Origin of the sequence: Streptomyces sp. WMMB 714 (genome assembly GCF_900090125.1) — a bacterium.
Taxonomy (GTDB): domain Bacteria; phylum Actinomycetota; class Actinomycetes; order Streptomycetales; family Streptomycetaceae; genus Streptomyces; species Streptomyces daqingensis.
Map to the genome: position 1 here is coordinate 94,859 of NZ_FMHJ01000011.1, position 23,472 is coordinate 118,330.

At 70.8% G+C, this 23,472-nt stretch carries 20 protein-coding genes; 9 read left to right on the top strand and 11 right to left on the bottom strand.

Annotated elements, in window-relative coordinates; genetic code table 11:
• The first annotated feature begins 314 nt into the window (after nucleotides 1–314).
• Nucleotides 315–1,154 carry an HAD family hydrolase gene (locus H181DRAFT_RS20115; protein ID WP_045865951.1) on the top strand — a complete coding sequence of 280 codons (840 nt, stop codon included), beginning with the start codon at nucleotides 315–317 and terminating at the stop codon, nucleotides 1,152–1,154.
• A gap of 320 nt (nucleotides 1,155–1,474) precedes the next feature.
• On the opposite strand, the gene H181DRAFT_RS20120 is transcribed toward H181DRAFT_RS20115, so the two are convergent.
• The gene (locus H181DRAFT_RS20120; protein ID WP_045865952.1) at nucleotides 1,475–2,299 is read right to left on the bottom strand and encodes a Fic family protein; all 825 of its coding nucleotides are present in this window, start codon (nucleotides 2,297–2,299) and stop codon (nucleotides 1,475–1,477) included.
• Between the two features lie 109 nt (nucleotides 2,300–2,408).
• Here H181DRAFT_RS20120 and H181DRAFT_RS20125 point away from each other — a divergent pair, with 109 nt between their 5' ends.
• Nucleotides 2,409–3,407, top strand: coding sequence for an ATP-binding protein (locus H181DRAFT_RS20125; RefSeq protein WP_045866083.1), 999 nt, complete (start codon nucleotides 2,409–2,411; stop codon nucleotides 3,405–3,407).
• Nucleotides 3,408–3,532: 125 nt separating this feature from the next.
• On the opposite strand, the gene H181DRAFT_RS20130 is transcribed toward H181DRAFT_RS20125, so the two are convergent.
• The gene (locus tag H181DRAFT_RS20130) at nucleotides 3,533–4,762 is read right to left on the bottom strand and encodes a polysaccharide deacetylase family protein (protein ID WP_254666918.1); all 1,230 of its coding nucleotides are present in this window, start codon (nucleotides 4,760–4,762) and stop codon (nucleotides 3,533–3,535) included.
• Between the two features lie 475 nt (nucleotides 4,763–5,237).
• Here H181DRAFT_RS20130 and acs point away from each other — a divergent pair, with 475 nt between their 5' ends.
• The 3 genes from acs to H181DRAFT_RS20145 all read left to right on the top strand — a co-directional run bounded on the left by acs (nucleotide 5,238) and on the right by H181DRAFT_RS20145 (nucleotide 9,186).
• Nucleotides 5,238–7,202 carry an acetate--CoA ligase gene (gene acs, locus H181DRAFT_RS20135; protein ID WP_045865953.1) on the top strand — a complete coding sequence of 655 codons (1,965 nt, stop codon included), beginning with the start codon at nucleotides 5,238–5,240 and terminating at the stop codon, nucleotides 7,200–7,202.
• Nucleotides 7,203–7,591: 389 nt separating this feature from the next.
• The gene (locus H181DRAFT_RS20140; protein WP_045865954.1) at nucleotides 7,592–8,083 is read left to right on the top strand and encodes a phage holin family protein; all 492 of its coding nucleotides are present in this window, start codon (nucleotides 7,592–7,594) and stop codon (nucleotides 8,081–8,083) included.
• A 164-nt stretch (nucleotides 8,084–8,247) separates the two neighbouring features.
• Nucleotides 8,248–9,186 carry an alpha/beta fold hydrolase gene (locus H181DRAFT_RS20145; RefSeq protein WP_045865955.1) on the top strand — a complete coding sequence of 313 codons (939 nt, stop codon included), beginning with the start codon at nucleotides 8,248–8,250 and terminating at the stop codon, nucleotides 9,184–9,186.
• Between the two features lie 618 nt (nucleotides 9,187–9,804).
• On the opposite strand, the gene H181DRAFT_RS20155 is transcribed toward H181DRAFT_RS20145, so the two are convergent.
• The 3 genes from H181DRAFT_RS20155 to nth all read right to left on the bottom strand — a co-directional run bounded on the left by H181DRAFT_RS20155 (nucleotide 9,805) and on the right by nth (nucleotide 12,883).
• A complete protein-coding gene (locus tag H181DRAFT_RS20155; RefSeq protein WP_045866085.1) occupies nucleotides 9,805–11,004 on the bottom strand; it encodes a MarP family serine protease in 1,200 nt (399 codons plus the stop codon).
• A 125-nt stretch (nucleotides 11,005–11,129) separates the two neighbouring features.
• Nucleotides 11,130–11,792 (bottom strand): NUDIX hydrolase, encoded by a 663-nt coding sequence (locus tag H181DRAFT_RS20160; protein WP_045865956.1) that lies wholly within the window; start codon nucleotides 11,790–11,792, stop codon nucleotides 11,130–11,132.
• 65 nt (nucleotides 11,793–11,857) lie between these two features.
• Entirely contained in the window at nucleotides 11,858–12,883 is a 1,026-nt protein-coding gene (nth, locus tag H181DRAFT_RS20165; protein ID WP_078895864.1) for an endonuclease III, read from the bottom strand.
• 265 nt (nucleotides 12,884–13,148) lie between these two features.
• Between nth and H181DRAFT_RS20170 the strand changes: the two genes are divergently transcribed.
• The gene (locus tag H181DRAFT_RS20170; RefSeq protein WP_028438501.1) at nucleotides 13,149–13,823 is read left to right on the top strand and encodes a Crp/Fnr family transcriptional regulator; all 675 of its coding nucleotides are present in this window, start codon (nucleotides 13,149–13,151) and stop codon (nucleotides 13,821–13,823) included.
• A 107-nt stretch (nucleotides 13,824–13,930) separates the two neighbouring features.
• Here H181DRAFT_RS20170 and H181DRAFT_RS20175 read toward each other — a convergent pair whose 3' ends face one another.
• The 4 genes from H181DRAFT_RS20175 to H181DRAFT_RS28950 form a co-directional block, all read right to left on the bottom strand.
• Complete coding sequence (locus H181DRAFT_RS20175) at nucleotides 13,931–14,773, bottom strand: MBL fold metallo-hydrolase (protein WP_045865957.1); 843 nt, start codon at nucleotides 14,771–14,773, stop codon at nucleotides 13,931–13,933.
• Entirely contained in the window at nucleotides 14,770–15,777 is a 1,008-nt protein-coding gene (locus H181DRAFT_RS20180) for an NUDIX hydrolase (protein WP_045865958.1), read from the bottom strand. The genes H181DRAFT_RS20175 and H181DRAFT_RS20180 overlap by 4 nt, the downstream gene beginning before the upstream one ends.
• A 332-nt stretch (nucleotides 15,778–16,109) precedes the next feature.
• Nucleotides 16,110–16,583, bottom strand: coding sequence for a RidA family protein (locus tag H181DRAFT_RS20185; RefSeq protein ID WP_045865959.1), 474 nt, complete (start codon nucleotides 16,581–16,583; stop codon nucleotides 16,110–16,112).
• Complete coding sequence (locus tag H181DRAFT_RS28950) at nucleotides 16,580–16,735, bottom strand: Sp36 family protein (protein WP_074467952.1); 156 nt, start codon at nucleotides 16,733–16,735, stop codon at nucleotides 16,580–16,582. The genes H181DRAFT_RS20185 and H181DRAFT_RS28950 overlap by 4 nt, the downstream gene beginning before the upstream one ends.
• Nucleotides 16,736–16,779: 44 nt before the next feature.
• Between H181DRAFT_RS28950 and H181DRAFT_RS20195 the strand changes: the two genes are divergently transcribed.
• Both H181DRAFT_RS20195 and H181DRAFT_RS20200 read left to right on the top strand, forming a co-directional pair.
• Entirely contained in the window at nucleotides 16,780–17,766 is a 987-nt protein-coding gene (locus tag H181DRAFT_RS20195; protein WP_045865960.1) for an ATPase BagA, read from the top strand.
• Complete coding sequence (locus H181DRAFT_RS20200; RefSeq protein WP_078895865.1) at nucleotides 17,763–19,082, top strand: ATPase BagB; 1,320 nt, start codon at nucleotides 17,763–17,765, stop codon at nucleotides 19,080–19,082. The genes H181DRAFT_RS20195 and H181DRAFT_RS20200 overlap by 4 nt, the downstream gene beginning before the upstream one ends.
• Nucleotides 19,083–19,608: 526 nt before the next feature.
• Here the strand turns inward: H181DRAFT_RS20200 and H181DRAFT_RS20205 are convergent.
• On the bottom strand, nucleotides 19,609–19,971 hold the full coding sequence (locus H181DRAFT_RS20205; RefSeq protein WP_045865961.1) for a WhiB family transcriptional regulator: 363 nt from the start codon (nucleotides 19,969–19,971) through the stop codon (nucleotides 19,609–19,611).
• A 413-nt stretch (nucleotides 19,972–20,384) separates the two neighbouring features.
• Here H181DRAFT_RS20205 and H181DRAFT_RS20210 point away from each other — a divergent pair, with 413 nt between their 5' ends.
• On the top strand, nucleotides 20,385–22,685 hold the full coding sequence (locus H181DRAFT_RS20210; protein ID WP_045865962.1) for a transglycosylase domain-containing protein: 2,301 nt from the start codon (nucleotides 20,385–20,387) through the stop codon (nucleotides 22,683–22,685).
• A gap of 170 nt (nucleotides 22,686–22,855) precedes the next feature.
• On the opposite strand, the gene H181DRAFT_RS20215 is transcribed toward H181DRAFT_RS20210, so the two are convergent.
• A complete protein-coding gene (locus H181DRAFT_RS20215) occupies nucleotides 22,856–23,323 on the bottom strand; it encodes a GatB/YqeY domain-containing protein (RefSeq protein WP_045865963.1) in 468 nt (155 codons plus the stop codon).
• Nucleotides 23,324–23,472 lie beyond the last annotated feature (149 nt).

Below are 23,472 nucleotides of genomic sequence, written 5' to 3' on the forward strand. Positions count from 1 at the left end.
TCCGTCACCCGTCCTGGCGACTTCCGCAGAGCAGCCCGACGATTACACTCAGTTACTGGTTCGATGGGTGCCGGAACAGGCGCTCGAAGATCGCTCAAGGAGGGGTCGGCGATCAGTCAAGGAGAAAAAGGGGCCCGGACATGCGACGACCCCCGCCGGGGGGGAGAGCGGGGGTCGTCCCCAGGGCCGACTCGGGGGGGGAGGAGTCGGGCCGGGTTAGCACGGTCGCGAACGATCCGTGACTTCCATGGTGTACCCGAGAGCCTTCTCAGGCAAACCCACGCGCCACAGCTTACGCCGAATGGCTGGCGCCTATGCTCGCCTTCGTGGAAAACCTAGCGATGCGCCGCACAGCCGCGTTCTTCGATCTGGACAAGACGGTCATTGCGAAGTCGAGCACGCTCACCTTCGGCAGATCCTTCTACCAGGGTGGCCTGATCAATCGCCGTGCCGTACTCCGTACTGCTTACGCTCAGTTCGTATATCTCCTCGGCGGAGCCGACCACGACCAGATGGAGAGGATGCGCGAGTATCTCTCTGCCCTCTGCCGTGGCTGGAACGTCCAGCAGGTGAAGGAGATCGTCGCCGAGACGATCCACGATCTCATCGACCCGATCATCTACGACGAGGCCGCGTCCCTCATCGAGGAGCACCACCTCGCCGGGCGGGACGTCGTCATCGTCTCGACGTCGGGCGCGGAAGTCGTGGAGCCGATCGGAAAGTTGATCGGGGCGGACCGCGTCGTGGCGACCCGCATGGTCGTGGAGGACGGCTGCTACTCCGGCGAGATCGAGTACTACGCGTACGGGCCCGCGAAGGCGGAGGCGATCGCCTGGCTCGCCGAGACCGAGGGGTACGACCTGAGCCGCTGCTACGCCTACAGCGACAGCATCACCGACGTCCCCATGCTGGAGTCGGTGGGCCACCCCTACGCCGTCAATCCGGACCGGGCCCTGCGCAAGGAGGCCGCCGGCCGCGACTGGCCGGTTCTCACCTTCTCCCGTCCGGTGCGGCTCAAGCAGCGCGTGCCGAACCTGTCGATGCCCTCGCGGCCCGCGCTCGCGATCGCCGCGGCGGCGGTCGGCGCCGCGGCCGCCACGGCGGGGCTGGTCTGGTACACGAGCCAGCGCCGCGCCCGCTTCGAGCGAGTTTGAGCGGAACGGTAAATACGGGAAATACCGCCCGCGAGGGGTTCCACATCGCCGCCCGCCGCAGTACAAAGGAGTTGACGGCCCGCGTGACCAGCGGAATCGGTTGAGGATTCCGACGCAGACAGGCCCACGGACCGGAAGCATGAATACCGGGTACCCACGCGACGCCAAGCCCGCGTAACGGGCTAGCTCGCAGGCGACGGGCACAGCGTCCCGGCCTGACGGGCCCGATGAGAGCACGCACTGGTAGCGCGGTATCCATGCCAGCGGCGGCACCACCCGTAAGGGCGGCGCCGCCGCAATTCGCTGTGCGCCTCGCGTGCCTACGCGGCTCCCCGCTGGAGCGCCTCGCACACCGCGGTGGTCTCGCGGGCGCCGAGTTCGGCCGCCTTCCCGCAGTGCCCGATCCATGCCGCCATGCCCTCGGGCGTCCCCGAGGCGTACGCGGCGAGGGCCATCGTGTACTGCTCGCGCCCCAGTTCCGCGTGTCCGGCCTCCGCGGGGCAGATCGACTTCGGGTCCAGCCCGCTCGCGACCAGGACGATCCGCTCGGCGGCGCGCGCCACCAGGCCGTTGTACGAGCCGAAGGGCCGCAGCGCGGCCAGCTCACCGTGCACCACCGACGAGGCCACGAGGGCCGGCGCCTCGCTTCCGGCCACGACGAACTGCGCCAGCCCGTCCAGCCGTACGGCCACGTCCTCCGCCGCCGGAGGCTCCCCCAGGCCCAGGTCCGGTTCGTTCACGGACTCGCCCGCGAGCCGGGGCCTCCCCACGGTCTCGTCCGGGACGTCGCCCCCTGCCACGACGAGATGCAGCCGGGCCAGTACACGAAGGGGCGACTGCCGCCATACGTCCAGTAGTTGGCCCGCCTCAGCAGTGGCGCGCAGGGCGGCCCCGACGGTCCGCGGCTCGCCCTCTTCCCCGAAGTCGGTGCGGCGCCGCATCTCCTCCAGCGCCCAGTCGGCGCCCTCCAGCGCTGCGGAACCCCGTGCGCCGCGCAGTGCGGCCTCCGCGGTCACTTCGCCGCTGCGGCGGCGCATGACGCGGTGCCCGTAGATGCGGTCCACTGCTTTCCGCACGGATTCCACGGAGTCCTGGACGCCCGGGAGCTTCCCGAGCGGGGCGAGAGGGTCAGCGGTGCTACTCATGCGTACGACCCTACGCGCCCCGCTCTGCCGCAAGCCGCGCCCCACGATCGGGTGGTATACCTGACGCCCTCGCAGCTCCGGGGGCCTGCGCAGACCTACGCTCTTGTTCATGAAAATCGCTTTCGTCGGCAAGGGAGGCAGCGGCAAGACCACGCTGTCCTCTCTCTTCATCCGTCATCTCGCCGCGCGGCGCACCCCTGTGATCGCAGTGGACGCGGACATCAACCAGCATCTCGGCGCAGCGCTGGGGCTCGATGAGGCCGAGGCGGCCCGCCTGCCCTCGATGGGTGCGCAACTCCCGCTCATCAAGGACTACTTGCGCGGCACGAACCCCCGTATCGCCTCCGCCGAGACGATGATCAAGACGACGCCGCCCGGAGAGGGCTCCCGCCTGCTGAGCATCACCGGGGACAACCCGGTCTACCGTGCCTGTGCCCGCACGCTCAGGCCCGAGGGCGACGGCGGCGGCGAGGTGCGGCTGATGGTGACCGGCCCCTTCACCGAGGCCGACCTGGGCGTGGCCTGCTACCACTCCAAAACGGGCGCCGTCGAGCTCTGCCTGAACCATCTCGCCGATGGCCGTGACGAGTTCGTCGTCGTCGACATGACGGCGGGCAGCGACTCCTTCGCCTCCGGCATGTTCACGCGTTTCGACATGACGTTCCTGGTCGCGGAGCCCACCCGCAAGGGGGTCTCCGTGCACCGCCAGTACAGGGAGTACGCGCGGGACTTCGGGGTGCCTCTGAGCGTCGTGGGCAACAAGGTGCAGGGGCCGGACGACCTGGAGTTCCTGCGGGACGAGGTCGGCGACGACCTGCTCACCGCGTTCGGGCAGTCGGACTGGGTGCGTGCGATGGAGAAGGGCCGTCCCCGCACGCTGGCCGAGCTGGAGGAGTCCAACCGCGGGGCTCTGGACGTCCTCCGGGAGACGGCCGACGCCGCGTACGAACGGCGCGACTGGCAGCGCTACACGGAGCAGATGGTCCACTTCCACCTGCGCAACGCGGAGAGCTGGGGCAACGAGAAGACCGGGGCCGACCTGTCCCAGCAGGTCGACCCCGGCTTCGTACTGGGGGAACGGCCGGCTCCGCAGCCGGCGCCCGCCTGACCGGGAGCCCGTTCCTTCAGCGGAATTCCCCCGCCGAGAGCCCGGGGCTGCCGGCGAGCGGCGCCCCGGGCTCTCGGCGGGGAAGGGGAGAGTGCGGACAGGGGGGTCGCGGTCAGGGAGGGACGTCAGCGCGAGAGGAGTTCGGTGCGCGGCGCGCGCAGGAACTTCTTCCAGCCGCCCTCGGGCTTCTCACCGACGGGCAGCGAGCGCAGCCGCTCGAGCACCTTCGGATCCTGCTCGTCCAGCCACTCGACCAGCTGCTTGAACGAGACGCAGCGGACCTCGCGCTTCTGGCACACCGACTTCATGACGTCCTCGACGGCGTCCATGTAGACCCCGCCGTTCCAGTCCTCGAAGTGGTTGCCGACGATCATGGGCGCGCGGTTGCCCTTGTAGGCACGCTCGAAGCCCTGCATCAGGCCGTCGCGCATCTGCTTGCCGTAGGCCGCGTGCTTCGAGGCCGGTCCGTGGACGGTTCCCGACTGGTTTGCCAGGAAGTTGTAGTCCATGGAGAGGGTCTCGAACTTCCGGCCCGGCATGGGGACTTCCTGCAGCGGCAGGTCCCACAGACCGCTCTTCTTCCCGGGCCAGACCTGCCGTCCGTTACCGCTGGAGTCGTAGCGGAAGCCCATCGACTTCGCCGCTTTCAGCAGGTTCTCCTGGCCCTGGAGACAGGGGGTGCGCCCGCCTATCAGCTCCCTGTCGTAGTCGAAGGGAAGCGGGTCCTCGCCCTTCCAGCCGGTGGTCGTCTTCCAGTTCTTGACGAACCACTTGGCCTGGCGTATTTCGCTCTTCCACTGGTCCGCCGACCAGCTGCCGACACCGCCCGGGCCGCAGAAGTGGCCGTTGAAGTGGGTGCCTATCTCGTTTCCGTCGAGCCACGCCTTGCGTATCTCCTTCAGCGTGGCGCGTATGTTCCCGTCCTTGAGGTAGCCGATGTCCGAGGCGCCCGTGCGGTGCCCGGGGGGCCTGTAGCGGGACGACTCGGCCTCGGGGAGGGCGTAGACGCCGCTGAGGAAGAAGGACTGGGCCGCGCCGTACCGCTTGCCCGCCTTGCGGAACCGGGAGAAGAGCTTCTTGCCGTCCTCCCCGGCGCCGTCCCAGGAGAAGACCACGAACTGCGGGGGCTTCTCGCCGGGGGCGAGCCGGCGGGAGGCGGGCTGGTTCGGCTGGGCGCCGGTCAGGGCCGTCGAGCCGTCCCCGATGACGCGGGACTGCTGCGCCGCCTTCTCCTCGGGGGCGGACTTGCCGTGACGTTCCGGAACGCCCGTGGTGGTGCCTCCGGAACAGCCGCTCATCACCGTGAGCGCCATCCCCGTGGATATGCCCACGAGCCACCGTCGCGTGGCTGTCATCGGATCACCTCATCCTTGTCCTTGTCTCTCCGTAACGGAGCAACTCCGGTACGTGAATCAAACGTTGCATCTCACGCATAACCGGCAACTCGGGCAAGGGATCGGGGTGGGATCGGGGTGACTTCTTCACTCGTTGAGCCGTAGGCCGCCGTCCGCGAGCGGGGCTCGACGACGGAGGGCCGCGCCGTGCGCGCCGCCCGCCCATCGGAGCGCGTAGGGCCAACTACCGGGGGCACACGAGGGCGAGAAGCTGCCCGCGGGGTTTCCGGGGACCCCGGGCGAGGGCCTCACCCTCAGCTTCGGAATACCGTCCGCAAGTCCACCGCCCGGCTCCGGACGCATGACCATGACAGGTCTAAACCAATTTCGTCGAGAACCCTTGTCACAACGGCGCAACGGCTGATGAGCTGTACCCGAGGTCCGAGGTCCGGGGCCTGTGGAGGACACAACAGACACCCTGGGAAAGGGAGATGTCGTGAGCAACGAAAGCCTGGCCAATCTGCTCAAGGAAGAGCGGAGGTTCGCCCCGCCCGCCGATCTGGCCGCCGAAGCCAACGTGACCGCCGCGGCGTACGAGCAGGCGAGGACTGATCGGCTGGGCTTCTGGGCCGAGCAGGCACGCCGCCTGACCTGGGGCAAGGAACCGACCGAGACGCTCGACTGGTCCAAACCGCCCTTCGCCAAGTGGTTCAAGGACGGCAAGCTCAACGTCGCGTACAACTGCGTGGACCGGCACGTCGAGGCCGGGCACGGCGACCGCGTCGCACTGCACTTCGAAGGCGAGCCGGGCGACACCCGCTCGCTCACCTACGCGGACCTTCAGCGCGAGGTCTCCAAGGCCGCCAACGCGCTGACGGAGCTGGGCGTCGAGGCCGGCGACCGCGTCGCCGTCTATATGCCGATGATCCCGGAGACCGTGGTCGCGATGCTGGCGTGCGCCCGCATCGGCGCCCCGCACTCGGTGGTCTTCGGCGGCTTCTCCGCCGACGCGCTGGCGACCCGCATCGAGGACGCCGACGCCCGCGTCGTCATCACGTCCGACGGCGGCTACCGGAAGGGCGGCGCCAGCGCGCTCAAGCCCGCCGTGGACGAGGCGCTGACCAGGCCGGGCACGGAGAACGTCCGCAACGTCCTGGTCGTCAGGCGCACCGGCCAGGAGGACATCGACTGGACCGACGGACGCGACGTGTGGTGGCACGACGTCGTCGACCGGCAGAGCGACCAGCACACGCCGCAGGACTTCGACGCGGAGCACCCGCTCTTCATCCTGTACACCTCCGGCACCACCGGAAAGCCGAAGGGCATCCTCCACACCACCGGCGGATACCTCACCCAGGTCGCCTACACCCACCACGCCGTGTTCGACCTCAAGCCGGACAAGGACGTCTACTGGTGCACGGCCGACGTCGGCTGGGTGACCGGGCACTCGTACATCGTCTACGGGCCGCTCGCGAACGGCGCCACGGAGGTGCTGTACGAGGGCACCCCCGACACCCCGCACAAGGGCCGCTGGTGGGAGATCGTCGAGAAGTACAAGGTCTCGCTGCTCTACACCGCGCCGACCGCCATCCGCGCCTGCATGAAGTGGGGCGACGACATCCCGGCCAAGTTCGACCTGTCGTCGCTGCGCATCCTCGGCTCCGTCGGCGAGCCCATCAACCCGGAGGCATGGGTCTGGTACCGCCACCACATCGGCGGCGACCGCACGCCCATCGTCGACACCTGGTGGCAGACGGAGACCGGCGGAGTCATGGTCAGCCCGCTGCCGGGAGTCACCGAGACCAAGCCGGGCTCCGCACAGCAGGCGCTGCCCGGCATCTCGGCGACCGTCGTGGACGACGAGGCGCGCGAGGTGCCCGACGGCGGCGGCGGATACATGGTGCTCACCGAGCCCTGGCCGTCGATGCTGCGCACCATCTGGGGCGACGACCAGCGCTTCCTCGACACCTACTGGTCGCGCTTCGAGAACCTGTACTTCGCCGGTGACGGCGCGAAGAAGGACGACGACGGCGACATCTGGCTGCTGGGCCGCGTCGACGACGTCATGCTCGTCTCGGGCCACAACATCTCCACCACCGAGGTCGAGTCGGCGCTCGTCTCCCACCCGAAGGTCGCCGAGGCGGCCGTCGTCGGGGCGACCGACCCGCAGACGACGCAGTCCATCTGCGCGTTCGTCATCCTCCGCGGTTCGGCCGCCGAGGACGACGGGCTGGTGGACGAGCTGCGCCAGCACGTGTCGAAGCAGCTCGGCCCGATCGCGAAGCCCAAGCGGATCCTGCCGGTCGCGGAGCTGCCCAAGACGCGTTCCGGCAAGATCATGCGCCGGCTGCTCCGCGACATCGCGGAGAACAGGGAGCTCGGCGACGTGAGCACGCTGACCGACTCCTCCGTCATGGCGCTGATCCAGGAGAAGCTGCCGAGCGCGGCCAGCGAGGACTGAGACGTGCGCCTTCGCATGGACTCAGACGTGTACTGACGCGGCGAAGTCCCGCCCGGCACCGGCCCGTTCCGGCCGGGACGGGACGTCCGGCGGGCGGAGCAGCGGCCGGCGCCCTGCCCGCCGCACCGCCGAAGTGGAGCGTCCGAGAGGGGCATCCGGCGGGCGCCGGATGCCCCTCTCCGCGTCGCGGGGACCCGCGGCACCACGGGGTCGCCCCGGCACGGCCCGGGGCGTTGCGCCCTCCGCCCGCCGCCGCCCCGTACGCTTCGTCAACATCGGGGCCGCGGGGCGGGCTTGCACCGGTGGCCTCCCTGGGCACACGTGCAGCACGATGGTCCGGCATGATCTGACGGACGAGCAGGCCAGATCCGATGGAGAGGGAGAAACCGATGAGTTCTGCCGACGACGGCCGCAGCCTCGGCCAGTTGGTCGCCTCGGCGACGGCCGAGATGTCCGCGCTCGTACACGACGAGATCGCGCTGGCCAAGGCAGAGATCCGGCAGGACGTGAAGCGGGGGATCGTCGGGGGCGGCGCCGCCACCGTCGCCGGGGTGCTGCTGCTCTTCTCGCTGCCCGTGCTCAGCTTCGCCGCCGCCTACGGCATCCACAACCTCGGTCTGGGGCTCGCCTGGTCGTTCCTGATCGTGGGCGGCGCGTACATCGTCGTCGCCCTGATCCTGCTGCTCCTGGCCATGCGGAAGTTCAAGCGGATCAAGCCGCCGGAGAAGTCGATCGCTTCCGCGAAGGAGACGGCGGCCGTGCTCTCACGTGCCAAGCCCCACCCCCGTCCGGCCGTCGACCTCGGCAAGGACGACCCGAGGCTCGAAGGGGGCGCCGGGCGCCCGGCCGTGGAGCGTGCACCGCACTCGGCAGGCGTCTGACGCTGCGCCCGCGAGAGCTGAGCGCGAGGGCCGGGGCGTACGCGGGCGCCCGCGCGGACGGCTTGGCGTAGGGCTGCGCGCCCTGGCGCTGCTCCGCACCACCGCACGCGACTGCCACCCGCACGCGGCGTCCGGTCCGCCGGAAGTGTGACAGGCTCGTCCGTATGACGCGTCCCGCAGTTCCCGCCCACGTGATCCGTCCCGAAGGCCCCTGGACGCACCGGGACGTCGCCGCGAACGGGGCGCGTTTCCACATCGCCGAGACGGGCGACGGACCGCTCGTCCTGCTGCTGCACGGATTCCCGCAGTACTGGTGGACGTGGCGGCACCAGATGACGGCGCTCGCCGACGCCGGGTTCCGCGCCGTCGCCATGGATCTGCGCGGTGTCGGCGGCAGCGACCGCACGCCGCGCGGCTACGACCCGGCCAACCTCGCCCTCGACGTGACCGGTGTCATCCGCTCACTCGGCGAGCCCGACGCCGCGCTCGTCGGCCACGACCTCGGCGGCTATCTGGCGTGGACGGCGGCCGTGATGCGTCCGAAGCTGATCCGGCGGCTGGCCGTCTCCTCGATGCCTCACCCGCGGCGCTGGCGGGCGTCGATGCTCAAGGACGTGCGGCAGACCGCGGCCGGGTCGTACATCTGGGGATTCCAGCGTCCATTCGTGCCGGAGCGTCAACTCGTGGCCGACGGAGGCGAGTTGGTGGGCAAGCTCGTGCGGGACTGGGGCGGTCCCCGGTTCTCCGAGCAGCCCGATTCCGCCGAGGCGGTCGCCCGCTACCAACAGGCCATGTGCATCCCCTCCACGGCGCACTGCTCCGTCGAGCCGTACCGCTGGCTGGTGCGTTCGCTCGCGCGCCCGGACGGGATCCAGTTCAACCGGCGCATGAAGCGGCCGGTCCGGGTCCCGACGCTGCAACTTCACGGGTCCCTCGATCCGGTGCTGCGTACGCGGAGCTCCGCCGGGTCGGGGCAGTACGTCGAAGCGCCGTACCGCTGGCGGCTGTTCGACGGCCTGGGCCACTGGCCGCACGAGGAGGACCCGGCCGCCTTCTCGTCCGAGCTCATCGGCTGGCTGAAGGACCCCGAACCCGACAGGTGACGCATGGTCCGGGCGAGCGGGGGCACCCGTGCGGACGGAGCCGCGCCGCTGGAATGCCGCCGCTCACGCTTCGCCCACGCGACCGACACGTGCCCCCCGCATACTCATTTGATGGGCCGTCAGACGGTTACCGGCCTCGGCGCCCGGGCAGAGTGCGCTGTATGGGCTGGACGCACGACTACCGTGACGTGGCACGTAAGAGCAGCGGACTGAAAGGGCTGGTCCCCGTGCAGCGAACGGGGCGCAACCGCCCCGATCGGCTCGGGATCATCGGCGAACCAGGGATTCCACACCTTCTCCGCCGTCGCGCGCGCTGGTTCGGCGCACGGCTGCGGCATCCACGCGGCTGAACCGCACCAGCGGATCACGCGAGCACTGACGAGACGCCGGCCGGCAGCACATCGCGCTGACAGCCGACGGACCGGCGCGTGGCGGGAGTTGAGCCGGGCTGCGGAGTGGACCACCGCCGGCGCGCACCCCCGTCGTGGGCCCGTGTGTGCCGGTGGCGCCGACGCAGCGGGCCGCGAGCAGGGCGGACCCGGATGCTCAGCCGCAGGGATCGGCTCGGGCTCCCCATCCGTCAGACGGCCGGGGTTTCCCATTCGTCAGACGACCCGCTCACATGGCGCAGGTCTGGCTGTCGGCCCGCTTCGCGACGCTGCGGCCCCGCACCGCGTCGGACCGCACCTCGTCGGCGGTCAGCGCGTACCCGGTGCGTGAGTCGTCGAGCGACTTGGCGAAGACGACGCCGTAGACCTTGCCGTCGGGCGTGAGGAGCGGGCCTCCGCTGTTGCCCTGGCGAATCGTGGTGTGCAGCGAGTAGATGTCGCGCCTCACCTTGTCGCGGTGGTAGATGTCGGGGCCGTCGGCGTCGACCCGGCCCCGTACCCGCGCGGCGCGGACGTCGTACCCGCCGTTCTCCGGGAAGCCCGCGACGATGGCGCCGTCGCCCCGCTTCGCGTCCTTGCCCGCGAACTCCAGTGCCGGTGCCTCCAGGGCGGGGACGTCGAGGACGGCCACGTCCCGCTTCCAGTCGTACAGGACGACCTCGGCGTCGTAGACCCGGCCCTCACCGCCGACCTGCACGGTCGGCTCCAGCACTCCCCCGACCACGTGGGCGTTCGTCATCACCCGGTGCCGGCCGTAGACGAAGCCGGTGCCCTCGAGGACCTTCCCGCACCTGGTGGCCGTACCGAGGACCTTGACGATGCTGCGCTTGGCCTCGGCCGCGACCGGCGACTTCGCCAGCTTCGGATCGGGCGCCGGGACCGACGTGATCGGCTCGTCGGAGAAGGGTGAGAAGACCTGCGGCAGCCCGTTCTGCGCGAGCGTCGAGGAGAAGTCGTTGAACCAGCTGTCCGCCTGCTGCGGCAGCACGCGCGAAACCCCCAGCAGCACGCTCGAGTTGCGCACCTCCTTGCTGACGGCCGGCAGGGACGTGCCCGCGAGAGCGGAGCCGATCAGCCACGCCACGAGCAGCATCGCCACCACGTTCACCAGCGCGCCGCCCGTGGCGTCCAGCGCCCGGGCGGGCGTCCACGTGATGTGCTGCCGCAGCTTGTTGCCGAGATGCGTCGTGAACGCCTGGCCCACGGACGCGCAGACGATGACGAGCACCACGGCCCCCACCACCGCCGCCGTACCGGGCGGCGAATCGTCCGTCACCCGCTCCCACACGAAAGGCAGCAGGTAGACGGCGACCAGGCCGCCGCCGAGGAAGCCGGCAACCGAGAGGATGCCGACGACGAAGCCCTGCCGGTAGCCCACGACGGCGAACCACACGGCGGCGAGCAGGAGCACGAAGTCCAGCGCGTTCACGGAAGCCACCGTTTCATGCGGGCCCCGGGGCCCGGACGGGGGACCCGGTCGCGGGTACGAGGCGGCGGGGTCGCCGGGCCGTCCAGCACGTCATTCGTCTCTTCTCTTCGTCGGTGGAGGGCGGCTCACGCACGCCAGTCGAGGGGTACCCGCCTGTCGCGGTCCCAGGGCCTCTCCCATCCGGCGTGGTGCAGGATCCGGTCGATGACGCCCGCCGTGAAGCCCCATACGAGGGCCGGCCCGACGCTGAACGCCGGACCGGTGTGGCCCGAGGGATGTACCGCCATGGCGCGGTTCGCCGGGTCCGCCAGTTCGGAGACGGGGACGGTGAAGACCCGCGCCGTCTCCGCGGGGTCGACGGGCGCCACCGGAGTGGGACGGCGCCACCAGGCCAGTACGGGCGTGACCACGAAATCGCTCACCGGGATGTACAGCGCCGGCAGCGTCGCGAAGATCTGCACCCCCGACGGGTCGAGGCCTGTCTCCTCCTCCGCCTCGCGCAGCGCGGCCCGCAGCGGGCCGTCGCCGTCCGGGTCGCCGTCCTCCGGGTCGAGGGCGCCGCCGGGGAACGAGGGCTGGCCCGCATGGGAGCGGAGGCTGGACGCCCGCTCCATCAGCAGCAGTTCCGGCCCGTCGGCACCCTCGCCGAAGAGCACGAGCACCGCCGAGGGGCGCCCCTCTCCGTCGGCCGGGGGCAGGAACCGGCTCAGCTGCCGGGCCTCGAGGGTGCCGGCGGCCCGCGCCACGGGCGTCAGCCAGTCCGGCAGTCCGCTGTCGTCGACGTCCACGGGTGCCGCGGGACGATCGCCGTGGAGCGCGGAGCCGTCACACGCGGAGCCCGTACGAGGTCCGCTCACCGGGCCGCCCCGTCGCCGCCCAGCGGAGGGGCCGGCATGCCCGGGTAGTCGGGCGGGGGCTTGAGACGCTGGCCGGGCCGGCCGCCCATCTCGTACTTGAGCAGCTTCTTCGCCTTCTCCGGATCGACCTCCCCCTCGCCGTACGAGGGGCACAGCTGCGCAATCGGGCACGCGCCGCACGCCGGTTTGCGCGAATGGCAGATGCGCCGGCCGTGGAAGATCGTGCGGTGCGAGAACATCGTCCACTCGCTCTTGGGGAGCAGGTCCGCGATCTCCGTCTCGACCTTGTCCGCGTCCGTCTGCTCAGTGAGCTTCCAGCGGCGTACGAGCCGGCCGAAGTGCGTGTCGACGGTGAGCCCCGGCACGCCGAACGCGTTGCCGAGCACCACGAAGGCCGTCTTGCGGCCCACACCCGGCAGCGAGACCAAGTCCTCTATCCGGCCGGGGACCTCACCGTGGAACCGGTCGCGCAGCGCCGCGGACAGGCCGAGCACGGACCGGGCCTTGGCCCGGAAGAAGCCCGTCGGACGAAGGATCTCCTCGAGTTTCTCGGGGTCCGCAGCGGCCATGTCCTCCGGCGTGGGATACGCGTCGAAGAGCGCCGGGGTCGTCTGGTTGACGCGCAGGTCCGTGGTCTGGGCGGAGAGCACAGTGGCGACGAGGAGCTGGAAGGGGTTCTCGAAGTCGAGCTCGGGATGCGCGTAGTAGTACACCTCGCTCAGCTCACGGTTGATGCGGCGGGCGCGGCGGACCTTGGCGAGACGGGACTCGGCTGCCGGGGGCTTGGCGGGTGCCTTCGCGGCAGCGGGCTTCTTCGCGGACGTCTTCTTGGCGGTCGCCTTGTTCGCACCAGCGGGCTTCTTCGCGGACGCCTTCTTCACCGTGGCGTCCTGCGCCGCGGCCTTCCCCGCGGCCTTCCGCGCGACGGCCTTTCTCGCTCCCGCCCCCGCGGCCGCTTCCTCCGCCTTCGCCTGGCTTGTTCTCTTCACGGGCTCCTGTTCGCCCACAGCGGAATCTCCCATCGCGCTCACCCGTCCGGCCCCGCTCCGCGTGCGCTCACCGGGGCAATGGACACTCGGCCAGACTAGAGGGACCCGATGACATCCGCCCCGCACGAAGGCAATTCACAGCCCAATCGGCCCCCTGCCTTCGGGGGCGCGGGGTGCGTGCGTCAAACTTGTGACTGATCGCACTGTTTCACCCTCCGGCATCATGGGGTTCAACGGTCCCCTCGGCCCCCGGGCCGGGGAGGTTTCATCCATGGGCAGGTCGACAAGGAGAGAACTCGTGGACGACGTTCTGCGGCGCGCCCCGCTCTTCGCGGCGCTCGATGAGGAGCAAGCCGCTGAGCTGCGCGCCTCCATGTCGGAGACCACGCTCGCGCGCAGTGAGGCCCTCTTCCACGAGGGCGACCCGGGCGACCGTCTCTACGTAGTGACCGAGGGGAAGGTGAAGCTCCACCGCACCTCCCCGGACGGCCGCGAGAACATGCTGGCCGTCCTGGGGCCCGGCGAGCTGATCGGCGAGCTGTCCCTCTTCGACCCGGGCCCGCGCACGGCCACCGCCTCCGCGCTGACGGAGGTCAAGCTGCTCGGCCTGGGCCACGGGGACCTGCAGCCCTGGCTGAACGTGCGTCCGGAGGTCGCCTCCGCCCTGCTGCGCGCCATCGCGCGCAGGCTGCGCCGCACCAACGACTCGATGTCCGACCTCGTCTTCTCGGACGTCCCGGGCCGCGTCGCCAAGCAGCTCCTGGACCTTTCGCGCCGCTTCGGTGTGCAGTCCGAAGAAGGCATCCACGTCGTGCACGACCTCACGCAGGAAGAGCTGGCCCAGCTGGTGGGCGCCTCCCGCGAGACGGTGAACAAGGCCCTCGCCGACTTCGCCGGGCGCGGCTGGCTGCGCCTGGAGGCCCGCGCCGTGATCCTGCTCGACATCGAGCGGCTGGCCAAGCGGAGCCGCTGACATACGTCAGAACAAGCGGTTCGTAAGGGGCGTCCTCCCTGGAGGGCGCCCCTTACGTCTGCCACCGCGCGGGAGGCGTGCCACGGGAGACGTCCCGCGCCGCTCGTTCAGGGCGTCTCCGCTGAGATCCCCCGCTCACGCAGATACACGAGCTGCGCCCGCACCGACAGCTCCGCCGCGGGCCACAGGGAGCGGTCGACGTCGGCGTAGACGTGCGCGACCACCTCGGAGGGGGTGCGGAACCCGCTGCGCACGGCGGTCTCGATTTGCGCGAGACGTTCCCGACGGTGCGCCAGGTAGAAGTCGATGACCCCCTGGGCGTCCTCCAGGACCGGACCGTGCCCCGGCAGGACGGTCGAGACCCCGTCGTCCGCGGTGAGCGAGCGCAGCCGGCGCAGCGAGTCCAGGTAGTCGCCCAGCCGTCCGTCGGGGTGCGCCACGACAGTCGTACCGCGCCCCAGCACCGTGTCGCCGGTCAGTACGGCGCCTTCCGCGGGCAGGTGGAAGCAGAGCGAGTCGGCGGTGTGGCCGGGGGTCGGCACCACGCGCAGTTCGAGACCCCCGGTGTCGACGACGTCGCCCGCGGCCAGGCCCTCGTCCCCGAGGCGGAGGGCCGGATCGAGCGCCCGCACCGACGTTCCCGACAGTTCCGCGAACCGTGCCGCGCCCTCCGCGTGGTCGGGATGGCCGTGGGTGAGCAGGGTGAGCGCCACGCGTTTCCCCGCGCGCTCTGCCGTGTCGATCACATGGCGCAGGTGTCCCTCGTCGAGCGGGCCGGGGTCGATGACGACGGCGAGATCGGAGTCCGGCTCGGCGACGATCCAGGTGTTCGTGCCGTCGAGCGTCATGGCGGAGGGATTCGGGGCCAGCACGCAGTGGGCACGGGCGGTCGCCGGGCCGCTGATCACGCCGCCGCGCGGCTGGCCGGGCAGGGAGGCGGCGTGTGTCATGCCGTGCTCCCGTCTCCCGTCGCACTGTCCGCGACAGCACTGTCCGGCACTCCACTGTCCGTGCCGCCGCCGGCGCTGTCACTCGCGGAGGCCGCCCCAGGGCGGGCGCTGTCCCCGACGTCGACGCGCTTGGTGAACTCGTCGTGGCCCGGCCAGCTGAGCACCACCTGACCGTCCTCCAGCCGTGCCTCCGCGAGCACCGGCGACAGGTCTCGCTGCGCACTCGCCCGCAGTGCCTCGGCCGCCGAACCGTACGGGGCGAGCTGGCGCAGCATGGCGATCGTGGGCGGCATCATGAGCAGCTCGCCGCGGTCGTAGCCTTCGGCTGCGTCGGCGGGACGCGTCCAGACCGTGCGGTCGGCCTCGGTCGACGCGTTGCGGGTGCGCTGGCCCTCCGGGAGCGCGGCCACGAAGAACCAGGTGTCGTAGCGGCGTGCCTCGAACTCGGGGGTGATCCAGTGCGACCAGCCGCCCAGCAGGTCGCTGCGGAGGACCAGGCCGCGCTGCTGCAGGAAGTCGGCGAAGGACAGTTCGTGCGCGACGAGCGCCGCGCGGTCACGTTCCCAGTCGTCTCCTGTCGTGTCGTCCACGACGCTCGACTCGTCCGGGCCTGCGAGCAGTACGCCCGCCTCCTCGAACGTCTCGCGCACGGCCGCGCAGACGATCGCCTGGGCGGTCGCCTCATCTGTACCGAAACGTTCCGCCCACTCCGTACGGGAGGGACCCGCCCAGCCGTCGCCCGGCCTGCGGCCGCCGCTGCCCCAGTGCTCGTCGCGCGGGTCGACGCCGCCGCCGGGGTAGGCGTACGCGCCGCCCGCGAAGGGCATGGACGTGCGCCGCCGCAGCATGTACACCGAGGGCCCGCCGCCGGGGGTGTCGCGCAGCAGCATGACCGTCGCGGCCAGCCGCGGCGTCACGGGCGTGAGCTCGCCCGCGGCCAGGGCGCGGATACGGGCCGGCCATTCCGGGGGGTACCACTGACCGTTCGTGGAGGAGGACGACATGGGCGGATGCTACGGGCCCTCGCTGCGATGTTCGAGAGGGGCCAGGGGCCACCTCGCCGGGAGCGGCGCCCGGCCGGGGCCCCGGCGCCGCAGGAAGGACGGGAACGCCGTCCCGCCTGCGGACGTCCGCCGCGGTATGCGGTCACCTGCGCGAGCTGGACGCTGAGACCACGCGCTGCCGCAACGGCACGCGGTCAGTACGACGTGCCCCAGCGGCACACGGTCAGTACGGCGCGGCCCGGCTACGGACAGCGGTACGACTCGTAGCCGGTACGACTCGCAGCCGGTGCGACGCGCGGTCAGTGCAACCGGTCAGCGCGACTCGCGCTCAGTCAGTCGGACCAATCGGCGAGCTCGACCTGGATCTCGACCTCGACCGGTGCGTCCATCGGGAGCACCGCCACGCCCACCGCGCTCCGCGCGTGCACACCCCTGTCGCCCAGGACCTCGCCCAGCAGTTCACTGGCCCCGTTGAGCACACCGGGCTGTCCGGTGAAGTCGGGCGCGGACGCCACGAAGCCGGTGACCTTCACGACACGGACAACGCGCTCCAGGCCGCCCGCCACCGAAGCCACCGCCGCCAGCGCGTTCAACGCGCACGTGCGCGCGAGGTCCTTGGCCTCCTCGGGCGTGACCTCCGCACCGACCTTGCCGGTCATCGGCAGCTTGCCGTCCACGAACGGCACCTGCCCCGCGGTGTAGACGTACCGCCCGCTGCGCAGCGCCGGAACGTACGCCCCCGCGGGAGTCGCCACGTCGGGCAGCGTGATGCCCAGCTCCGCGAGCCTGGCCTCGACGCTGCTCACTGCTTCTCCCGCTTCAGGTATGCCACCAGCTGCTCGGAGTTGGGCCCGGGAACGACCTGGACGAGCTCCCAGCCGTCCTCGCCCCAGGTGTCGAGGATCTGCTTCGTCGCGTGGACGAGCAACGGCACTGTCGAGTATTCCCACTTCGTCATGGTGCCGAGCGTAGCCCGTCGGTTCCCTGGTTAGGCTCCCGGGCGTGAGCAGGCTGCATGTGGTGACGGGCAAGGGCGGGACCGGCAAGACGACGGTCGCCGCCGCACTCGCGCTGGCCCTGGCCAGCGGCGGCAGGCGGACGCTCCTCGTCGAGGTCGAGGGCAGACAGGGCATCGCCCAGCTCTTCGAGACGGAGGCGCTGCCCTACGAGGAGCGGAAGATCGCTGTCGCGCACGACGGCGGCGAGGTCCACGCCCTGGCGATAGATCCCGAACGGGCCCTGCTGGACTACCTGCAGATGTTCTACAAGCTGGGCAGCGCCGGCCGCGCGCTGAAGAAGCTCGGCGCGATCGACTTCGCCACGACCATCGCGCCGGGGCTCCGGGACGTACTGCTGACGGGCAAGGCCTGCGAGGCGGTCCGGCGCCGCGACAAGAACGACCGCCGCGTGTACGACGCAGTGGTCATGGACGCGCCTCCCACGGGGCGCATCACCCGCTTCCTCGGCGTCAACGAGGAGGTCGCCGGCCTCGCCAAGGTCGGGCCCGTGCACAACCAGGCGCAGGCCGTGATGCGGGTGCTGAAGTCGCCCGAGACCGCAGTGCACCTGGTGACGCTGCTGGAGGAGATGCCCGTACAGGAGACGGTGGACGGGGTGGCGGAACTCCGTGCGGCGGGCCTCCCGGTGGGCGCCGTCCTCGTCAACATGGTGCGGCAGCACCTCCTCGACGAGGAGCTGCTGGACCGGGCGGAGAGCGGCGGTCCGGACGGTCCCGCCGGACACGTCGCCGAAGCGCTCGGCCGCGCGGGCCTGCCCCACGGGGACCGGCTGGTGGCTCCGCTGCTGGAGCAGGCGCGCGAGCACGCGGAGCGCGTGGGGCTGGAGAGGGACCAGCGCACCGCGCTGGCGGAGCTGGAGCTGCCCGTCTACGAACTCGGCCTGCTCGGCGAGGGAATCGAACTCGCGGGTCTCTACCAGCTCGCCGCGGACCTGCGCGAACAGTTGCCACCGTCCAGGGAGGCGGCATGACCGACAAGACCCCTCCGCCCCGGAAGTCCGCCGGACCCGGAGCCGGTGCCGCACCCGGCGGCAATCCGCTGGCCGCGGAAGTCCCCCTGGTCGTCGACCCGTTGCTCGACGACCCCGGCACCCGGATCATCGTCTGCTGCGGTGCGGGAGGCGTCGGCAAGACGACGACGGCTGCCGCACTGGGCGTGCGCGCGGCGGAACGCGGCCGCAGGACCGTCGTACTGACCATCGATCCGGCACGCCGTCTCGCACAGTCGATGGGCCTCACCGAACTCGACAACACCCCGCGCCCCGTCCCCGGCATCGACGGCGAGGCAGGCGGCGAACTGCACGCGATGATGCTCGACATGAAGCGGACCTTCGACGAGATCGTCGAGGCCCACGCCGACCCCGAGCGCGCCCAGGCCATCCTCGGAAACCCCTTCTACCAGTCGCTGTCGGCGGGCTTCGCGGGGACGCAGGAGTACATGGCGATGGAGAAACTGGGACAGCTGCGCTCTCCTTCGGACGACGGCGAGGAGTGGGACCTGATCGTCGTCGACACCCCTCCGTCGCGTTCCGCTCTGGACTTCCTCGATGCCCCGAAGCGGCTCGGCTCCTTCCTCGACGGCCGCTTCATCAGGATGCTGATGGCCCCCGCGAAGGCCGGAGGCCGTGCCGGGATGAAGTTCGTCAACCTCGGGATGGCCGGCCTCTCGATGTTCACCGGCGCGCTCAACAAGCTGCTCGGCACCGGGCTGCTGAGCGACGTGCAGACGTTCGTGGCCGCGATGGACACCATGTTCGGCGGCTTCCGCACCCGCGCCGACGCCACCTACCGGCTGCTGCAGGCACCGGGCACGGCCTTCCTCGTGGTGGCCGCGCCGGAGCGGGACGCGCTGCGCGAAGCGGCGTACTTCGTGGAGCGGCTGGCCGAGGACCGCATGCCGCTGGCCGGTCTGGTGCTCAACCGCGTTCACGGCAGCGGCGCCGCCGACCTCAGTGCGGAGCGGGCTCTCGCGGCGGCGGAAAATCTTGAAGAGGGCCGCATTGTGGATCGAGGGGACGGGAAGGAGAAAAAGGACGGCGCCCCCTCCCCCGGGCGGCCCGGCACCCAGGACGAGGACGAGGCCGATCAGCTGGCCGCCGCTCTTCTCCGGCTGCACGCCGAGCGCATGCAGCTGCTGACGCGTGAGCGCCGCACCCGCGACCGCTTCGCCGCCCTGCACCCCGAGGTGCCCGTCGCCGAAGTGGGCGCGCTCGCAGGCGACGTGCACGACCTCGCCGGACTGCGGGCGATCGGTGCCCAGTTGGCGCACGCGGCGGAGTCCGCCTGACGCGCACTGCTCCCGTCTGACGCTCACCCGTCCAACGCTCTGCCCGCCCGACGCTCTGCCCACCCGCGGTTCCGATCGCGGTCGCGGGCCGACCGCGCGTGCGCTCCCGCTCCGGGGCGCCGCACCGCGGGCCGTCCCATGCAGAACGCGGACGGGGCCCGCGGGCCGGCCCGATGGGGGTTGCGGGTCGGCACGAGGCCCGGTCCGTGTCTGCTGTGTCTCGTCCGGAAGTCACCCGGCAACGAGGTAGTGCGCCGCCATGAGGGCGCCCACGGGCCCGGCCGCTGGTCGCGGCCGGCCCGTCGGACTTCTGTACGCCTCTTGCGGCGGTACGTCTTCTCTCGGCGGGTGCCGTCCCGGGTCAGGGAACGGGCAGGTCACGGCAGCCCCGCGCACTCCCGTACGCGGTGGTGCCCAAGTCGCCGTCACATGACGCGAGCAGCCGTGCCGCTGGTCCCTCTGCGGCAGTCCGGCCGTCGGTCACCCGGCCGGTCGGTCACCCGACCTCTCGCGTACGCCGTGGAGTTCAGCCCGCCGCTGCGTAGTCCTTCACGGCGTTCACGGCGTAGTCCTTCGCCTCCTCAAGGTCCAGGGGCAGCATGCCTCCCGAGTCGCGCTCGTACTCGCTGCGCGCTGTCTCGAGCAGGCGGCGCCAGGAAGTGACCGTCGGACGCCGGCGCAACAACGCCCTGCGCTCCCGCTCGGTCATTCCGCCCCAGACACCGAACTCCACTCGGTTGTCCAGAGCATCGGCCAGACACTCGGTGCGCACAGGGCACCCGGTGCAGACGGCCTTGGCGCGGTTCTGTGCCGCTCCTTGCACGAACAGTTCATCCGGATCGGTAGTGCGGCAGGCTGCCTGCGCACTCCAGTCGGTTACCCAGCCCATAGCCGGCGCCGTCCTCTCCCGAATCGAGGCTCCCCCACGGCGGCGAACGGCATATTCACCGTTGCCAGATGGTGACGTTACGGAAGGTGGGCAGGGTGCAACACCCCCTGCGGGCCCAAACTTGGATGGCCCGAACGGACTATGCGGGCGCGACAGATCACCCACCGGAGTGACTCGGTAACAACCTGGGACTTCGAAGGCGAAGCAGGTGGACCGCGAAAGCGATGGGGCGCGACTTGCGAGACACATCACGACAGTTGGCGCTGTTCCGGACAATCCTCATCACTCACAGGAGTGAGGAATGAGGCAGTTGCGGTGCGATGCCGCGATGACGGTGTGAGGTTCGATGTGCCCATCAGCTTAGGCGAACAGAGGCTCCCCTGTCCGGCAATTGAGAACGTAGGCTGATCGGCATGGTGAAGAAGGGGTCGAGCGGCGCAGGCGTGCCCGCATCGCAGCAGGCGGCCAAGTTTCTCGGGGTCAGTGTGCTGGCGGGTGCGGTCCTCGCAGGACTCGCGCTGCCCGCTGCCGGCGGCCTCGGTCTGATGGCGAAAGGCACCGTCGAGGGCTTCGACGAGCTGCCCGCCAACCTCAAGCGCCCGCCGCTGAGTCAGCGGACCACCATCCTGGACGCGGACGGCGGCGAGATCGCGAAGATCTACTCGCGGGACCGCACCGTGGTCGACCTGAAGGACGTCTCGCCGACGATGCGCAAGGCCATCGTCGCGATCGAGGACGCCCGCTTCTACAAGCACGGCGCCGTGGACCTCAAGGGCATCCTCCGCGCCCTCAACCGCAACGCGCAGAACGGCGAGGTCGAGGAAGGCGCCTCCTCGCTCACCCAGCAGTACGTCAAGAACGTCTTCGTGGAGGAGGCGGGCGACGACCCGGACAAGGTCGCGCAGGCCACCCGGCAGACCATCGGCCGGAAGATCAAGGAACTCAAGTACGCGATCCAGGTCGAGGAGAGCCTCGGGAAGAAGAAGATCCTCGAGAACTACCTCAACATCACCTTCTTCGGGCAGCAGGCCTACGGCATCGAGGCCGCCGCGCAACGCTACTTCTCCAAGCCCGCCAAGGAACTCGATCTGGCCGAGTCGGCGCTGCTGGCCGGGCTCGTGCAGTCGCCCGCGCGGTACGACCCCGTCCAGCACGAGGACGCGGCCGAGAAGCGGCGCAACACCGTGCTCTCCCGTATGGAGGCGCTCGGCCACATCAGCGAGAAGGAGGCCCGGGAGGCACGGAAGGAGCCCCTCGGCCTGGACGTCAGCAAGCCGCGGAACGGCTGCATCACCGCCTCGCACGGCGCCGGCTTCTTCTGCGACTACGTACGCGAAGTGGTCCTCAACGACCCGGCGTTCGGCAAGACGGCCAAGGCCCGCGCGAAGCGCTGGAACCAGGGCGGCCTGACGGTCAGGACGACCCTGGACCCGAAGGCCCAGAAGTCCGTCGAGGCCTCGGTGAAGGGCCATGTGAACAAGTCCGACAAGGTGGCGACGGCCGCGTCCATCGTCGAGCCCGGCACCGGCCGCATCCTGGCGATGGGTCAGTCGCGACCGTACGGCTTCGGCAAGAACGAGACGCAGATCAACCTCTCCGTCGACCAGGACATGGGCGGCGGCGCCGGCTACCAGCCGGGCTCCACCTTCAAGCCGGTCATCGCGGCGGCCGCGCTGGAGCGCGGGATGAGCGTGTACAAGAAGTACCCCTCGCCGTACAAGATGAAGTACCCCTCCCCTGTGCAGACCTGCAAGGGGCAGTGGAACGGCAGCGCGCCGGTGGAGAACGAGAACCGGCGCGAGGTCGGCCCGTACGAGATGAAGGAGGCGACCGCGAAGTCGGTCAACACCTACTTCGTCTCCCTCATCAGCGAGACCGGCGTCTGCCCCGTCACGGAGATGGCGGAGAAGATGGGCATCCAGCGGGCCGACGGCAAGAAGATCGACCAGGTGCCGTCGATCTCCCTCGGCACGCAGGAGATGTCCCCCCTGACGATGGCCGAGGGCTACGCGACCTTCGCCAACCGCGGGGTGCGCTGCACGCCTGTCGCCCTGAAGTCGATCACCGACGCGGACGGCAAGTCGCTTCCCGTCCCGAAGACTTCGTGCACGCGGGCCATGAGCCAGCGCACCGCCGACACCGTCAACTCGCTGCTGCGCGGAGTCGTCGAGGACGGCACGGGGAAGAAGGCGGGGCTGAGCGGGCGCGACAGCGCGGGCAAGACCGGTACGACCGACCAGCGTTACGCCGCCTGGTTCGTCGGCTACACGCCGAACATGTCCGGCGCCGTCTGGGTCGGGGACCCCGCGCACAAGACGCAGATGACGAACATCAGCATCGGCGGCGTCTACCACGACAAGGTCTTCGGCGGTGAAGTCCCGGGCCCCATCTGGCGGGACGCCATGGCAGGCGCTCTGGCGGGCGAGCCCGCGCCGGACTTCAACCTCATCCCCATCCGGGACGGCAAGGGCAAGGACAAGGGGCGCGACAAGCCGAAGCCGCCGGACGACGACAGCCCCTGGCCCGACATCACGCTTCCGCCGGACTTCATCGGCGGCGGCGGCAACGGCGGCGCGGACACCGGCGCGACAGGCGGTCCCGGAGGCGGCTCCAACGCGGGTGCGGGCGGCGGCACCGCCGACGGCGGCGGAGGGTTCCCGTTCGGCGGCAACGGCAACGGCGGCCGGGGCGGCGGCGGGCCGGGCGGCCGCTAGCAGCGGCGCCGACGTCCCGGCGGCAGCAGTCCCCGGCCGCAGAAGCCGTGCGGTTCATGTGTGAGGGGCGTCCCCATGGGGGCGCCCCTCACGCGTACGCGACGGCCTCGCTGCCCGGCGGCCGTACCGTCCGTCGGACGGTCGCGGCAGGGCAGCCACGCCGGGGAGCGTCAGCCCTCCGCCAGCCGCTTCTTGACGGCGGCGGCCACCCGGCCGCCCTCCGCCCGTCCGGCCACCTTCGGGTTGACGATCTTCATGACGGCGCCCATGGCCCGCGGCCCCTCGGCGCCACCGGCCTGCGCCTCGGCCACAGCCTCACCGACCAGCGCGTCCAGTTCCTCGTCCGTGAGCTGCTTCGGCAGGTAGTCGGCGAGCACCTCGCCCTCCGCGCGCTCGCGATCGGCCTGCTCGGTACGCCCGCCGCCGGCGAACGCCTCCGCCGCCTCCCGGCGCTTCTTCGCCTCCCGGGTGATCACCGACTGCACCTCGTCGTCGGTGAGTTCACGCGCCGACTTGCCCGCGACCTCTTCCTTCGTGATCGCTGCGAGGGTCATGCGAAGGGTGGCGGAGCGCAGCTCGTCGCGCTTCTTGATCGCTGCGGTCAGGTCGTCCTGCAGCCGGGACTTGAGCGTAGTCATAGCGTCTTCGTGTCCTCCAGAGATTCAGGGGCCATCATCTCTCATGCCCCGCGCGCCGCACCCGTGGATATCGGCGCAGCGGACATCCACGCGGCGGCCGCGTCCCGCCCGCGGCGGCGAATGCGGGCCGCGGGCCGTGTCTGCGAACA

What these genes read in the sequence shown, in the direction of transcription:
- H181DRAFT_RS20115 (WP_045865951.1), top strand. Translation starts at nt 315, where the DNA reads ATGCTCGCCTTCGTGGAAAACCTAGCGATGCGCCGCACAGCCGCGTTC.
- H181DRAFT_RS20120 (WP_045865952.1), bottom strand. Translation starts at nt 2,299, where the DNA reads ATGAGTAGCACCGCTGACCCTCTCGCCCCGCTCGGGAAGCTCCCGGGC.
- H181DRAFT_RS20125 (WP_045866083.1), top strand. Translation starts at nt 2,409, where the DNA reads ATGAAAATCGCTTTCGTCGGCAAGGGAGGCAGCGGCAAGACCACGCTG.
- H181DRAFT_RS20130 (WP_254666918.1), bottom strand. Translation starts at nt 4,762, where the DNA reads ATGACAGCCACGCGACGGTGGCTCGTGGGCATATCCACGGGGATGGCG.
- H181DRAFT_RS20140 (WP_045865954.1), top strand. Translation starts at nt 7,592, where the DNA reads ATGAGTTCTGCCGACGACGGCCGCAGCCTCGGCCAGTTGGTCGCCTCG.
- H181DRAFT_RS20145 (WP_045865955.1), top strand. Translation starts at nt 8,248, where the DNA reads ATGACGCGTCCCGCAGTTCCCGCCCACGTGATCCGTCCCGAAGGCCCC.
- nth (WP_078895864.1), bottom strand. Translation starts at nt 12,883, where the DNA reads ATGGGAGATTCCGCTGTGGGCGAACAGGAGCCCGTGAAGAGAACAAGC.
- H181DRAFT_RS20175 (WP_045865957.1), bottom strand. Translation starts at nt 14,773, where the DNA reads ATGACACACGCCGCCTCCCTGCCCGGCCAGCCGCGCGGCGGCGTGATC.
- H181DRAFT_RS20180 (WP_045865958.1), bottom strand. Translation starts at nt 15,777, where the DNA reads ATGTCGTCCTCCTCCACGAACGGTCAGTGGTACCCCCCGGAATGGCCG.
- H181DRAFT_RS28950 (WP_074467952.1), bottom strand. Translation starts at nt 16,735, where the DNA reads ATGACGAAGTGGGAATACTCGACAGTGCCGTTGCTCGTCCACGCGACG.
- H181DRAFT_RS20200 (WP_078895865.1), top strand. Translation starts at nt 17,763, where the DNA reads ATGACCGACAAGACCCCTCCGCCCCGGAAGTCCGCCGGACCCGGAGCC.
- H181DRAFT_RS20205 (WP_045865961.1), bottom strand. Translation starts at nt 19,971, where the DNA reads ATGGGCTGGGTAACCGACTGGAGTGCGCAGGCAGCCTGCCGCACTACC.
- H181DRAFT_RS20210 (WP_045865962.1), top strand. Translation starts at nt 20,385, where the DNA reads ATGGTGAAGAAGGGGTCGAGCGGCGCAGGCGTGCCCGCATCGCAGCAG.
- H181DRAFT_RS20215 (WP_045865963.1), bottom strand. Translation starts at nt 23,323, where the DNA reads ATGACTACGCTCAAGTCCCGGCTGCAGGACGACCTGACCGCAGCGATC.